The sequence below is a fragment of the Paraburkholderia sp. J7 genome (genome assembly GCF_905220155.1).
In the GTDB taxonomy this organism is placed as follows: Bacteria; Pseudomonadota; Gammaproteobacteria; order Burkholderiales; family Burkholderiaceae; genus Paraburkholderia.
Window position 1 is genome coordinate 255,095 of the sequence record NZ_CAJMYZ010000007.1, and the last position, 13,619, is coordinate 268,713.

Here is a 13,619-nt window from a genome sequence, read left to right on the forward strand (position 1 = left end):
AAATGCCGCAAAACTGTCACGCACCGGGCATAGGTGTTGCGGCAGTGCGACGAGCGTGCGGAGCCCTACATAGCGGCACGCAAGAACCTACGGAGAGAGATAGACTATCTGAGGGGTGCCGCCTGGAAATCTGACGTGACGTCAGGAGAATACGCATGAACCGCCCATCGGTACGCTTTCCTGTTCGCGCCGCTGGCGCTGGCTCACTTTTCAGGTGGGTCAAGTGGGGATTCGTCGTCGCGTTTCTGGCCGCCCTCGTCATCATCGCGCGCATCGTGCAGATCGAAATCGATACGTCGCGTCTGCAGGCGCGCTACCTTTCCGAACTCACGCGTGACATAGGCTATACGGTCGAGAACGGGCCGAGCCACAGCATCCGCTTTCCCACCACGAACGGGCCGTACGACGTGCGGCTCGGTTATGCGCAATTGCCCACCTTCGCGAACCGGCTTGCGGAACGCGGTTTCGCGATCGCGGCGCAGGCGCGCGATTCGGATCGCATGCTCGCCGTGGCCGACCAAGGGCTTTTCCTGCCCTTCGAAGAAAAGGATCAGGCCGGGATCGTGCTGCGCGACGCGTCGGGTGCGACACTGTTCCATACGCGCTATCCGCAGCGCGCCTACGAGAATTTCGACGCGGTGCCGCCCGTGGTGCGCGACTCGCTGCTTTTCATCGAGGACAAGTACCTGCTGGCCCCGGATCAGCCGAACCGCAACCCGGCCATCGACTGGGGGCGCTTTAGCCGCGCGCTCGTCGACCAGGGGGCGCGCCTCGTGAACCGGCATCAGCAAACGCCGGGCGGCAGCACGCTCGCCACGCAGATCGAGAAGTTCCGGCATTCGTCGGGCGGCCGTACCTCCACGCCGCCGGAGAAGCTGCGCCAGATCGCGTCCGCTTCGCTGCGCGCTTACCTGGACGGCCCGCAGACCATGCCTGCGCGCCAGCAGATTCTCGTGCACTACCTGAATTCGGTGCCGCTCTCCGCCAAGCCGGGTGTGGGTGAAGTCAACGGTCTTGGCGACGGCCTCGCCGCCTGGTATGGGCGCGATTTCCGCGACGTCAACCGGATCCTGCGCGCACCGCTCACACCCGAGTCGCTCGACACGCAGGCGCTGGCGTTCCGCCAGGTGCTCTCGCTGCTGATCGCCCAGCGCGCGCCTTCGTATTTCCTGCAAAAGAACAACGACGCGCTCGCGAAACTGACCGACAGCTACATCCGCCTGCTTGGCGCCGGCGGCGTGATTACGCCCGCGTTGCGCGACGCCGCGCTCGCCACGCAACTCTCGCTCGACCGCTCGAAGCCGTCGCAGCGCGCGCCGGTGTCATTCATGGAGCGCAAGGCGGTGCTGACGCTGCGCACTCAACTCATGCAGGCGCTCGGACTGAAGACGCTTTACGACCTCGACCGCCTCGATCTCACCGCCACGGCCACGCTCGTCGACAGCGTGCAGCAGGCCGTGGGCGAGCGCCTTGCCGACGCCGCGACGAAGGACGGCGCGCGTCAGGCGGGTCTGGTCGGCTTCGAGATGCTGCGCCCCTCCGACGATCCTTCGAAGATCGCGTATAGCTTCACGCTGTTCGAGCGCAGCAACGGCGAAAACCTCGTGCGCGTGCAAACGGACAGCGTGAACCAGCCATTCGACATCAATTCGGGTGCACGGCTGAATCTGGGGTCGACAGCGAAGCTGCGCACGCTCGTGACGTATCTGCAGATCGTGAGCGCACTGCACGCGCGGTACGCGGCCGATGACGTGAAGTCGTTGCGCGCGATGCTGCCGCAAATCGATCCGAGCGACGCGCTCACGCGCTGGGCCGTCGACTATCTTTCGAAGACGTCCGACCGCTCGCTGCATGCCATGCTCGAAGCGGCTGTGGAGCGCAAGTATTCGGCCAACCCGGGCGAGACGTTCTACACCGGCGGCGGCGCGCAGAGCTTCAACAATTTCGAGTCGAGCGACAACGCACAGATACTCACCGTGCACCGCGCGTTCCAGCATTCGGTGAATCTGGTGTTCGTGCGGCTCATGCGCGACATCGTTCACTACGAGATGATTCAGACTTCGGGGCCGCCCGCGCAGTGGCTCGACGACCCGGCCGTGCGCACGCGCTTTCTCACGCAGTTCGCCGACGGTGAAAGCCAGGTCTACATGAAGCGCTTCTACACGCGCTACGCGGGCAAGAGCAACGACGAAGCGCTGGCGATCTTGCTGCAGCACACGCGCAAGGGCCCGGCGCGCATTGCGACCGTGCTGCGCAGCGTGAAGCCCGATGGCCAACTGCCATGGTTCGACGCACAGATGCGCGCGCAACTCAAGAACACGAAGTTCCAGTGGCTCGACGACGAAGACCTCGCGCGCTACTACGACAAGTACGCAATCGACAAATTCAACCTCAACGATCGTGGCTATATTGCGGGTATTCACCCGCTCGAACTGTGGTTGCTGAATTACTTGCGCACGCACCCGGATGCGACGCTCGCGCAGGTTCAGGAAGCGAGCCGCGACACGCGACTTTATACCTATTCGTGGCTCTTCAAGACGAAGTACCACGCCACGCAGAACCGGCGCATTCGCCACATGATCGAGCTGCGCGCGTATGACGCGATCGGCAAGTCCTGGCGCACGCTCGGTTATCCGTTCGACAGCATCACGCCTTCGTATGGCGCGGCGATCGGCGCGTCGGGCGACCGGCCCGCGGCGCTCGCGCAACTCATCGGCCTCATATCGAGCAACGGCGAAAAGCTGCCGACGCATAGCTTCGAGTCGCTCGACTTCGCGCGCGGCACGCCCTATGAGACGCACTTCGTGCATGCGTCCACACCGCCGCAAGCGCTGGTTTCGCCCGAGATCTCACAGGTGGTGCGCGAGTTGCTGACGTCGGTGGTGGAGGGCGGCACGGCCAAGCGTCTCGCCGAGGGCATGACGCTCCCCGACGGCAAGACGCTGCCGGTCTACGGCAAGACCGGCACCGGCGACCAGCGCTTCAACGTGTACGCGCCGGGCGCGCGGCTGATCGAATCGCGCAAGGTGAACCGCAGCGCGACCTTCGTGTTCGTGATCGGCAACCGCTTCTACGGCACGCTCACGGCATGGGTGCACGAGCCTTATGCGGCGCGCTACACGTTCACGAGCGCGCTGTCCGTGCAACTGCTGAAGTCGCTTGCGCCCGTGTTGCAGCCGCTGCTCGAATCGAGGCCCGCCTCGGACGGCGATGCGAAACCCGATCCCGTGCACGCCGCACAGCAGATGACGCTGATCGACCCGCAATCGGGTGAAATGCACCGTGTGGTGTGGAACGGCAAGGCGCTCGAGCTCGATTCGAACTGAATCGGGCTAGTCGGCATCCAAAGCAAAACGCGGGACTTGGCGCATGCGCCAAGTCCCGCGTTCTTTTTATGCGCCCAATACCGCTTCAATAGCCGCTAGGCGGCGGAGGCGCCGACCCCGGCGGGGGCGGCGGCAAATAGCGCGGTTGCGGCGCTGTCTGGAATTGCTGCTGCGGCGCCTGGAACTGCTGGGGTTGCGACATCGTCATGTTGCCGGGCGCCGGTATGCGGTTGCCGGTGGCGTACATACATTGCAGATAGGCGTAGTCGTAGCGGCGCTGCACGTCCCACGCGGAGCCTTGGGCGTTGCCCATGCCGACCGCGCTGCCGGCAAGCAGGCCCGCGCCCGCGCCAATGGCCGCGCCCTGGCCGCCGCCGAATGCAGCGCCCGCGGCCGCGCCGAGCGCCGTGCCCACCACGGCGCTGCCGAGGCCCGCGCCGGTTGCCGCCTGGTTCGCGGTGACGCCACCTACCTGCTGGAAGGCGAACTGGCGGCAATTCGCGTCGTCGGCGCGGAACTGGTCGAAGGTTTTGCCCGTGCCGGGCAGGGCCATCACGCTCGGCCCCGTGGGCGTCACGGCGCATGCGCTCAGGAGCCCCGCGGTGGCGAGTAGCGCGAGAAACGTGTATTTCATTTGCGGCTCGATATCGTCAAGGTGGTCAGTTCGAAGGCGCCGGCTGGGCGGGAACCGCGCGCCAGCCCGACGAGCATTGCTTTACATACGGATAGTAGGTTTTCGACTCGTCGCAGTAGTACCAGGTGTCGGCGTTTGCCTGCTGTTCGCCCGCCGCATCGCCGGGGCCCGGCTGCGGGTCCATCGGGGCGCCGGCTTGCCCCTGCTCGATGTAGTCGGGCGCCTGTGGCGGTGGCGGCGCGACGATGACGGGCGGCGCGTAGTAATACGGTACGGGCGCGACCGGGTAGTAGTACGGCACGCCGCCGCCGATGAACACGCCGACGCGCGCCGCCTGTGCTACCCCGCATACGCCGACAAGCGCGGCCGCTGCGGCCCCGAGAAACAGTTTCGACCTTCTCACACACGATCTCCAGAAACGGGCAGGCTGGGGCAACGGCGCGCGCCAGCCAATTATCGAACGCTAAGACATCGGCGGAACCAATGCAATTACGCGAGTTGCGCCGATTTTTCGAGTTGTTACAAACGCGGGCAGATTTATGGGGCGCGAAGCTCTCGCTGAGCGCAAACGGCGTGCAACGGCTGGCTTCGCGGCCCATGTTTCACGCAAATGCGCGCAGTGAGGGACGAGCGTGCGCCGCCCGGCTGTAACAATTGGATATCGATCTTCTTGCCGCTTGCGCCCTGCCGTGGCCATCAACAAATCGAAAAACCATTTCGATTTTCCGGATACAGGCCCTTCGTTGGATTGACATAGACTTCTCGCGCCTCACTGCTGCAGCACGCCGCCGTGCGTTCACATAATTAATAAGGACTACGACATGAGGAAAAATCTTACTTGTCTTGTCGCGATGTCGCTGCTGTCCGTGTCGCCGGCGTGGGCCGCGCTGGGGGGGACACCCACCTACGCCGGAGTGCGCAGCGCGCCCGACGTCCGTCTCATGGCTGCCGGCAAGTCCGCCGTCGCCCCCTACACCGTGAATACCTCGACCCTTGCCAATGGCACGACGATTCGCGAATACCTCGATGCGAAAGGCATCGTCTTCGCGCTCTCGTGGCGCGGCCCGCGTGTGGGATCGCTCGAAACGCTGCTCGGCAGCTATTTCCCAGCGTGGCAGAAAGGACTCGCCAGCGCCCACGCCGCGCGCGGCGGCGGCTATGGACCGGTCGCATTGCGCGAGGACGATCTGGTCGTGGAGTCGGGTGGTCATATGGGCGCGCTGACAGGCCGCGCCTGGTTGCCGCAAGCGCTGCCGCAGGGCTTCAGCACGGACGAAATCCAGTAAGGCAACGGGGAGACGCAATGAAAAGCATCACATGGATCTCGGTGCTCGTACTGAGCTTCGTCCTGACCGCTTGCGGCGGAGGCGGTGGGGGCGGGGACAGCGTCGTGCCGGCGAAAACGGGCTCAGGCACGGCGGGCGGCACGAGCGATGCGGGCAACACGGTTCCGGTGCGCGTTTCGTCGGCGACGAGCGTGCGCAATTTCCCGCTCGTGAGCGTGACGATCTGCCAGCCGAACAGCAGCGCGCGGGCCAACTGCGCCACGATCGACAACGTGCTGCTCGACACGGGTTCGTTTGGCTTGCGCCTCTATGCCTCGGCGATTCCTTCCGCGACCCTCGCCGCACTGCCGGTGCAGACCGACACAGCCAGCGGCAGCCGGGTCGGCGCGTGTGCCGCTTTCGGTTCCGGCCACACCTGGGGCAGTTTGCGCAACGCCGACATCAAGCTCTCGCAGGAGGTCGCCGCCGCCGTGCCGATCCAGGTGATGAGCGATCCGGCCATTGTGTCCGGCACGCCGGACGCCTGCGTGTGGAACACGGCGCTGAATTCGCCGGCCGTGCTGGGCGCGAACGGCATCCTCGGCATCGGTACCGCGCGCTACGATTGCGGCCCCGCATGCGCGGCAGCGCCGCTGGAAGGCTACTACTATGCCGATACCAGCCCGGTCAAAGCTGTCGCGATGCCACTCGCGCGGCAGATCATCAATCCCGTCGCGCTGTTTCCCGTAGACAACAATGGCGTCATTGTCGATATGCCCGCGGTCTCGTCGCGTGGTGCGAGCGCGGTGGACGGCACGCTCACGTTCGGCATCGACACCCAGGCGAACAACCCGTTGAGCGGCGCCGGCGCGACGGTTCTGGCCACGGACAGCTACGGCAACTTTGTCGCGGAGTACAGCGGCTCGACGGCAGTCGCCGGATTCATCGATTCCGGATCGAACGCGACGTTCTTCGATGACCGCTCGATCATGCAATACAACGGATTCTTCGCGCCGCCAGTCGACTGGACACGCAATGTCGTGCTGAACGATTCCACTGGCGTGAGCGAAAACGTGACGGTGAATATCGGCAACGCGTTCGCCCTACTCGCTTCCAGCAATTTCGCCTTCAACAATCTCACGGCCTATATGGCTCAAACGGTCGATCTCGGCCTGCCGTTCTTCCTGGGCCGGCGAGTCTACTACGGGATCGACGGCGCACGTTCCGCTGGCGGTGGGAAGGGTCCCTATGTGGCATACATGAATCGCTAGTTGCACGCGGTGACTTTAAAAGCGAAAGCGCACTGTAAAGTGCGCTTTTTTTATTACTCAATAACTGAGGAAATGGGATCTAAAACGTTTTCAGTATTGATTGCATGAAATGGCGTTTCAATTACCAATTTTTCATTAAATGAATATTGGAATTGAGGCAGCTGTATCTCATGAAAAAAATATTGCGCGATGGCTAACGCGGGGCCGAACGAAAACGTTTGCCTTAGCACAAACCCCTGGTCAAGTTAACCAGATAGTGAGCCGATAAAACACGGGTAAGAGATGCAGCATCGAGGCGCCACGAGCGCCAAATAAAAAATCCGAGAGAAATCGCCCGAACCTGACGGCGGCACGCCGCAATCCGATTTGCATCGAAAGCGAACCCAATACGAGGGCAGGACCATGGAACAATCGACACCGGATCGTCAGATCGAATTACGTGAATTAAGCGCAGTCAATGCAGCGCTAAATCGTGTTCAGGCAGTCATCGAATTCGACCTTCAAGGCACCATTCTTCACGCCAATGAGAATTTCCTCGCGACGCTCGGCTATACGCTCGAGGAAGTGCGCGGCAAGCATCACCGGATGTTATGTGATCCTGATTATGTGCGTACCGAGGCTTATCGCCAGTTCTGGGACCGGCTTGGCCGCGGCGAGTTCGACCGCGGCGAATACCGGCGCGTAGGGCGCGGCGGCCGCGAGATCTGGATCAACGCGTCGTACAACCCGGTGATCGACGAAAACGGCCGGCCCTACAAGGTCATCAAGTTCGCCACCGATATCACCGCCGCCAAGCAGCAGCACGCGGAATACGAAGGGCGTCTGCGCGCCATCGACAAGGCCCAGGCCGTGATCGAGTTCGACACGGGCGGAGTCGTGCTGCACGCGAACCAGAATTTCCTCGACACGCTCGGCTATCGTCTCGAAGAAATTCTCGGCAAGCATCACCGCATGTTCTGCGAGGAGTCGTACGCGGCCAGCCCCGACTATCGCGAGTTCTGGGCCAAGCTCAATCGCGGCGAGTTCGACGCGGGACGTTACAAGCGCATCGCCAAGGGCGGCCGCGTGGTGTGGATCCAGGCGACCTATAACCCGATCTTCGACATGAATGGCCGGCTCTACAAGGTCATCAAGTTCGCCAACGACGTGAGCGCCCAGGTCGAGCTGGAAGAGAGCGTGAAGCGTCGCGCGCAGGACGATCAGCGCAAGGTCGAGAAGCTGCTCGGCGTGGTGAGCCGCGCGGCCGCCGGCGACCTCACGGGCGACGTCGAGGTCACCGGCGAGGAGCCGATCGACCAGCTGGCCGCCGGCATCAAGGGCATGATGAGCGACCTCGCAGGCGTGATCGGCAAGGTGGTCGAATCGGCGGGCACCTTCAAGGACTCTTCGCAGGACATCGCCGCGCGCGCGGACACCGTGGCGAGCGGCGCACAATTGCTCGGCGCGACGGTCGAGGAAATGAACGCGTCGATCGAGGAACTCACGGCGTCCATCAACTCGATCGCCGACAATTCGCGCGGCGCCGACCAGCTCGCCAAGGACACGCAACAGGAAGCGGAGCGCGGCGCGAAGGCCGTGACGCGATCGATCGAGGCGATGGAGTTGATCAACCGCTCGTCGGAGGATATTGGCGAGATCATCAAGGTCATAGGCGAGATCGCAAGCCAGACCAATCTGCTCGCGTTCAACGCGGCGATCGAGGCGGCGCGCGCGGGTGAGCACGGCCTCGGCTTCTCCGTGGTCGCCGATGAAGTGCGCAAGCTGGCGGAACGCTCTTCGCAAGCGACGAAGGAAATCTCGAAGCTAATCAACGAGTCGGTGAAACGCGTTGCGCAGGGCAGCGAAATTTCGAAGCAGGCGGGCGAGGCGTTCGAGAAGATCGTGGCCGGCGTGAGTCGCACGACCCAGGCGATTTCGGAAATCTCCTGCGGCGCGGACGAGCAGCTCATTGCGGCCCGCGAAGTGAGCGCCGCGATTCAGCAGGTAGCCGAGGAAACCGAGAAGTCGGCGGGCGCATGCGACACGATCGCGCGCGCGGCGGCGTCGCTCAAGGGCGGGGCGGTGGGTCTCGACACGACGGTGGCGCGCTTCGTGGTGTGAAGTCTGGAGGTTGCAGTGGATATCGATCAGGATGCCGAACTTTCGGTGCGTAACGCGCTGTTCGAGAAGGTGCGCCGGCATACCGGCATCGCGATGAACGAGCGCAAGTGGACCATGCTCAAGGGCCGCTTGCGCCGCCGCATCATGACGCTCGGGCTGCCCGACTATGGCGACTATTTGCGCTTGCTCGACGGCAGCTCGGACGAGGTGCGCGACTTCATCGATCTCGTCACGACAAACGAGACGTCGTTCTTTCGCACGCCCCGCATCTGGGAGTATCTGGCGGGCGAATTCCTGCCGCGCTGGGCAGCACAGCGTACGGGCGAGCCCTTGCGCGTCTGGTCGGCTGCGGCGTCGAGTGGCGAGGAGGCGTGGACGACGGCCATGCTCTGCGAGGAGTTGCGCTTGCTGCATCCCTCGCTACGCTATGCGATCGTCGGCACCGATATCTCCGACGGCATTCTTGCAAGCGCACGCGCCGGACACTATGCCGGCCGCAGCATGGAGAGCCTGCGCCAGCAGCGGCCGGAACTCGTGCAGCGGTATTTTCGCAGCGACGCGGCGGGCATCAGCGTGAACGAGGCCTTGCGCACGCACGTGAGCTTTCGCCGTCACAACCTCTACGACGTCCCGCGCGATCTCGGCCGGTTCGATCTGGTCCTGTTGCGCAATGTCCTGATCTATTTCGATCTCGAAGGCCAGAAGGCCGTGCTCGCCAACGTGCGGCGGGCGATGCGGCCGGGCGCCGTGCTGATCGTGGGCGAGTCCGAATCGCTGAGCCGGGTCGCAGCGGGATTCGTTTTCGAACAGCCGCTCATCTATCGCAACGAGGTACGTGAACATGAGCATCCAGCGTGACGTGCAGGTGCGAATGTGTGAAATCGCCGTGAGCAGCGGCGAGGAAGGAAAAATCCTGCGCGCGACGCTGGGGTCGTGCGTGGGCATCGGGCTCCTGTGGCGCTCGCGCGCGACATACGGGTTAGCCCATTGTCTGTTGCCCGAGCCCACGGGAGGCGCACGGGTCGCCGGTGCTCCGCAGGCCGGCAATGGCGCGAAGTACGTGATCGAAGCGTTGCCGAAACTGCTCGCGATGATGCACGCCCACGAGGCCCGCGATGGCGATATCGAGGCTGTGCTCGCGGGGGGCGCGAACATGATGCACCATCGCACGACAATTCACGAACCGATCGGAGAGCTAAACGTTCGCATTGCGCGCCAGATGCTGACCGACGCGCGGCTGAAACTCGTGCATGTCGACGTGGGCGGCGAGTGCGGTCGCCAGCTGAGCATCGACTGCGAGCAGCATCACTATGCTGTGCGCCACTTTTCGCGCTCGCTCGAGCCGAAGTCCTCTGTGATGCCCTCGCAGTTGCCGGAACAAGGAGTCACTCGATGAGTCTACGCACGCTTGCAGCCGGCCCGAACGTGGAACTGTACGGCTCGTTCCATCTGGCGGGCACCGAACTGGCGCTGCCGGTGTCTGCTTTGCAGGAGGTCGTCAATCCGCCCGAGACGCTCACAGCGATCCCGCTTGCACCGTCGTATTTGCTCGGGCTTTTCAACCTGCGCGGCACGCTGATTCCCGTGGTCGATCTGCGGCAGCTGCTGCGTTTGAACGCCGAGAGCACGAGCGCGGCGCGCAAGATCGCCATCGTCGAATCCGGCGGCGTACGCGTAGGGCTGCTGTTCGACGCGACGGGCGAAATTTTGCGTGTGCCGCGCGAGCAGGTCATCACGCTCGACGTGCCCGAGGGCAGCCCGCCCATGGCGATTGGCGCGGTGCTCAAGCTCGACGGCGGCGAGCGCATTCTGCAGGTGCTTGCGCCCGCGGTGCTGCTCAGTTTGCGCGACATGCCGCAGCTCGCGCAAACGGCGCCGCGCACGGCCGAGCGGCGGGCGCACCAGGGGCAACGCCGCCAGAACGTGTCGTTCAAGGTGGGCGCCACGGCGCTCGCGTTGCCGATGGACGCGATCCAGGAAATTATCCGCGTGCCGGCCTTGCAGCAGTCGCCGCTCGCCAACGAGGTATGCATCGGCATGCTGAACCTGCGCGGCGCGACGATTCCCGTGCTCGATTTCAGCGCGCTGCTGGGCTTCGCACGCGCGAGCGGCGACGAGGCGCGTGTGGACGAGCGGCGCATTGTCGTGCTTCATCGCAACGACCTGCATTTCGGCATGCTGGTGGACGAAGTGGCGAGCATCGTTGCATACCGCGAAGAAGACCTGCTGCCCATGCCGGCCTACGGCGGCAATGCGCAGCGCTCGCTGTTCACGGGCTATCTGGCGGCCGAAGATGGCGCGGGCGTGCTGCTCATGAACGCCGACGCGCTGTTTGCCAACGAGCGTGTCGTGGCGCTCGCGGCGGGTCATCGCGATCTGTATCGCAACGCTCTGACGCAGGCGGCGCAAAAGCGCGGTGCAGGCACGCGGCAAACGCTCGTGACGTTCCGCATCGGCCAGTTGATCGGCGTGCGCATCGCCCAGTTACGCGAGGTAATCGACTATCGCGACGACATCGTGCATACGCCGGGGCTGCCGAGTGTCGTGCGCGGCATGCTCAACCTGCGCGGCGTGCTCGTGACCGTGATCGATGTGCGCGCGATGTACGGCATGCCGCCGTATGAGGACCTCGCGCGCGCGAAGGTGCTCATCGTCGAATACGAGCGTGAAAAATACGGACTGCTTGTCGATTCGGTCGAAGATATCGTGACGCTGACCGGTTCGGCCCAGCTCGCGTTGCCGCAGTCGTTCACGCGCAGCGAAGGCGCGTGCGTGCGCAACGACATGCGCGAAGCCGTGGAACTGCCGGGCAAGGGCACGCTGATGCTGCTCGACCCCGCTTCGCTATGCGCGCGCGTGGCCGAGGAAGCGGCGGTTTGATGGCTGGCCAACCAGTGTGCGAAGCGGCGCGCCGGCTAGCGCGCGGCGCGTTCGCGCTCGAGCCGGCGCACCGCTTCACCCACGTCCTGGCTGAATTGCGCTAGCGCGGCGAGTTCGAGGTTGGGCGGCTGCAGGGCCGACCAGAGCGCATCCACGAGCCGGTCGGCCGTGGCGTCGATGTCCGTGCGGCGGTTGGCGAGCGTCGCGTCCCACAGCACGTGCTCCATGGGCCCGAACACCAGCGAACGCAGCAGCCGCAGCGGCAGGTCGTTGCGGATCTGGCCGTTTTCCTGGCCGCGCGCGAGCACCCGCATGAGCGGCGCAGTGTAGCGGCGCTGCATTTCCGTTAGCGCGTCGCTCAGATCGTGGTGGCGCGTGCGGCCTTCCGAGAGCACCAGTTCGCAGATGCCGGTGCCGCTCTCCAGCATCAACTGCAGATGCATGCGCACGATGAATGCAAACTGCTGGCGCACGGTGCCGTCGCGCGGCAGGCCGCCTTCGATCGCGGCGATCGATTCGTCATACCAGTCGCCGATCACGCGCGCGCACAACTCGCGTTTGCCCCGAAAGTAGCTGAACACCGTTGCCTCGGACACGCCCAGGCGCTGGGCGATCTCGGCCGTGGTGGCGCGTGCGTACCCTTTTTCCGAGAACACCTCGCGACCCGCTTGAAGGATTTCCCGCACGCGCTGCTGCGACTTGCGGCCCGCCGGCTGGCGGCGCGAAGCGGGCAGGACGGCTTTCTGGGCAACGGCTTCCATGTTGAGCTTGATTCAATTTGCGTCACGGTGGAATTCATTATCTACGAAAGAATCGCCGCCAGACAAGGAAATTTCATCTTCATGACAACTTGAGCATCACTCAGAAATACCTATTGACGTTAACGTAAATGTGGCGTGAAATGGGCGTCCATGGGGCGAAGCAGCGCCCGGACCGAGATTCTCTGGAGACACACATGAGCAACGTACCCGGTTTGCAGTTCCCGCTTGGCGAAGAAGTCGAAATGCTGCGCGACAGCATCGCCGGCTTTGCGGCGAAGGAAATCGCGCCGCGCGCGGGCGAAATCGACCGCACCGACCAGTTCCCGATGGACCTCTGGCGCAAGTTCGGCGACCTGGGCGTGCTCGGCATGACGGTTTCGGAGGAATACGGCGGCGCGAACATGGGCTACACGGCGCACATGGTCGCGATGGAGGAAATCTCGCGCGCGTCCGCCTCGGTCGGCCTTTCATACGGTGCACATTCGAACCTGTGCGTGAACCAGATTCATCGCAACGGCACCGAGGCGCAAAAGCGCAAGTACCTGCCGAAGCTCGTTTCGGGCGAACACATCGGCGCGCTCGCCATGAGCGAGCCGAACGCGGGTTCGGACGTCGTGAGCATGAAGCTGCGCGCGGAAAAGAAGGGCGACCGCTACGTGCTCAACGGCACGAAGATGTGGATCACCAACGGCCCGGATTGCGACACGCTGGTGGTCTATGCGAAAACCGACCCCGAAGCAGGGTCGCGCGGCATTACGGCGTTCATCGTCGAGAAAGGCATGAAGGGCTTTTCGGTTGCACAGAAGCTCGACAAGCTCGGCATGCGCGGCTCGCATACGGGCGAACTGGTGTTCCAGGACGTGGAAGTGCCCGAAGAGAACATCCTGGGCCAGCTCAACGGCGGCGTGAAGGTGCTGATGAGTGGCCTCGACTACGAGCGCGCCGTGCTCGCGGGCGGCCCCACGGGCATCATGGCCGCGGTCATGGACGCCGTCGTGCCTTACATCCACGACCGCAAGCAGTTCGGCCAGGCCATCGGCGAATTCCAGCTCATTCAGGGCAAGGTCGCCGATCTCTACACGACGTACCAGGCGTGCCGCGCATATCTCTACGCAGTGGGCCGCCAGCTCGACACGCTCGGCAAGGACCACGTGCGCCAGGTGCGCAAGGACTGCGCGGGTGTGATTCTCTACACGGCGGAAAAGGCCACGTGGATGGCGGGCGAAGCCATTCAGATTCTCGGCGGCAATGGTTATATCAACGAGTATCCGGTGGGGCGTCTCTGGCGCGACGCGAAGCTCTACGAAATCGGCGCGGGCACGAGCGAGATTCGCCGCATGTTGATCGGCCGCGAGCTGTTCGCGGAAACGATGTAATCCCAG

At 63.9% G+C, this 13,619-nt stretch carries 11 protein-coding genes; 8 read left to right on the forward strand and 3 right to left on the reverse strand.

Annotation, left to right across the window (positions count from 1 at the left end; all coding sequences use genetic code 11):
• Positions 1 to 155: 155 nt before the first annotated feature.
• Entirely contained in the window at positions 156 to 3,326 is a 3,171-nt protein-coding gene (locus U5A58_RS14380; protein ID WP_321961897.1) for a transglycosylase domain-containing protein, read from the forward strand.
• Positions 3,327 to 3,411: 85 nt separating this feature from the next.
• On the opposite strand, the gene U5A58_RS14385 is transcribed toward U5A58_RS14380, so the two are convergent.
• Both U5A58_RS14385 and U5A58_RS14390 read right to left on the reverse strand, forming a co-directional pair.
• Complete coding sequence (locus U5A58_RS14385) at positions 3,412 to 3,960, reverse strand: glycine zipper family protein (RefSeq protein ID WP_321961898.1); 549 nt, start codon at positions 3,958 to 3,960, stop codon at positions 3,412 to 3,414.
• A gap of 25 nt (positions 3,961 to 3,985) precedes the next feature.
• Positions 3,986 to 4,363 (reverse strand): hypothetical protein, encoded by a 378-nt coding sequence (locus U5A58_RS14390; RefSeq protein WP_321961899.1) that lies wholly within the window; start codon positions 4,361 to 4,363, stop codon positions 3,986 to 3,988.
• A 418-nt stretch (positions 4,364 to 4,781) separates the two neighbouring features.
• Here U5A58_RS14390 and U5A58_RS14395 point away from each other — a divergent pair, with 418 nt between their 5' ends.
• From U5A58_RS14395 to U5A58_RS14420, 6 genes are all read left to right on the forward strand, one after another.
• A complete protein-coding gene (locus U5A58_RS14395) occupies positions 4,782 to 5,246 on the forward strand; it encodes a DUF2844 domain-containing protein (protein ID WP_321961900.1) in 465 nt (154 codons plus the stop codon).
• 17 nt (positions 5,247 to 5,263) lie between these two features.
• A complete protein-coding gene (locus U5A58_RS14400; protein ID WP_321961901.1) occupies positions 5,264 to 6,496 on the forward strand; it encodes a DUF3443 family protein in 1,233 nt (410 codons plus the stop codon).
• 402 nt (positions 6,497 to 6,898) lie between these two features.
• Positions 6,899 to 8,596 (forward strand): methyl-accepting chemotaxis protein, encoded by a 1,698-nt coding sequence (locus tag U5A58_RS14405; RefSeq protein WP_321961902.1) that lies wholly within the window; start codon positions 6,899 to 6,901, stop codon positions 8,594 to 8,596.
• A 15-nt stretch (positions 8,597 to 8,611) separates the two neighbouring features.
• Positions 8,612 to 9,454 (forward strand): protein-glutamate O-methyltransferase CheR, encoded by an 843-nt coding sequence (locus U5A58_RS14410; protein WP_321961903.1) that lies wholly within the window; start codon positions 8,612 to 8,614, stop codon positions 9,452 to 9,454.
• Positions 9,438 to 9,992 carry a chemotaxis protein CheD gene (locus tag U5A58_RS14415; RefSeq protein ID WP_321961904.1) on the forward strand — a complete coding sequence of 185 codons (555 nt, stop codon included), beginning with the start codon at positions 9,438 to 9,440 and terminating at the stop codon, positions 9,990 to 9,992. Before U5A58_RS14410 ends, U5A58_RS14415 begins: the two co-directional genes overlap by 17 nt.
• Positions 9,989 to 11,476, forward strand: a complete 1,488-nt coding sequence (locus tag U5A58_RS14420) for a chemotaxis protein CheW (RefSeq protein ID WP_321961905.1) — start codon at positions 9,989 to 9,991, stop codon at positions 11,474 to 11,476. Before U5A58_RS14415 ends, U5A58_RS14420 begins: the two co-directional genes overlap by 4 nt.
• A 35-nt stretch (positions 11,477 to 11,511) precedes the next feature.
• Here the strand turns inward: U5A58_RS14420 and U5A58_RS14425 are convergent, their stop codons facing one another.
• Positions 11,512 to 12,237: a TetR/AcrR family transcriptional regulator gene (locus U5A58_RS14425; protein ID WP_321934112.1), complete on the reverse strand. Its 726-nt coding sequence runs from the start codon at positions 12,235 to 12,237 to the stop codon at positions 11,512 to 11,514.
• 194 nt (positions 12,238 to 12,431) lie between these two features.
• Here U5A58_RS14425 and U5A58_RS14430 point away from each other — a divergent pair, with 194 nt between their 5' ends.
• Positions 12,432 to 13,613, forward strand: a complete 1,182-nt coding sequence (locus tag U5A58_RS14430; protein WP_158759228.1) for an isovaleryl-CoA dehydrogenase — start codon at positions 12,432 to 12,434, stop codon at positions 13,611 to 13,613.
• Positions 13,614 to 13,619: the final 6 nt, after the last annotated feature.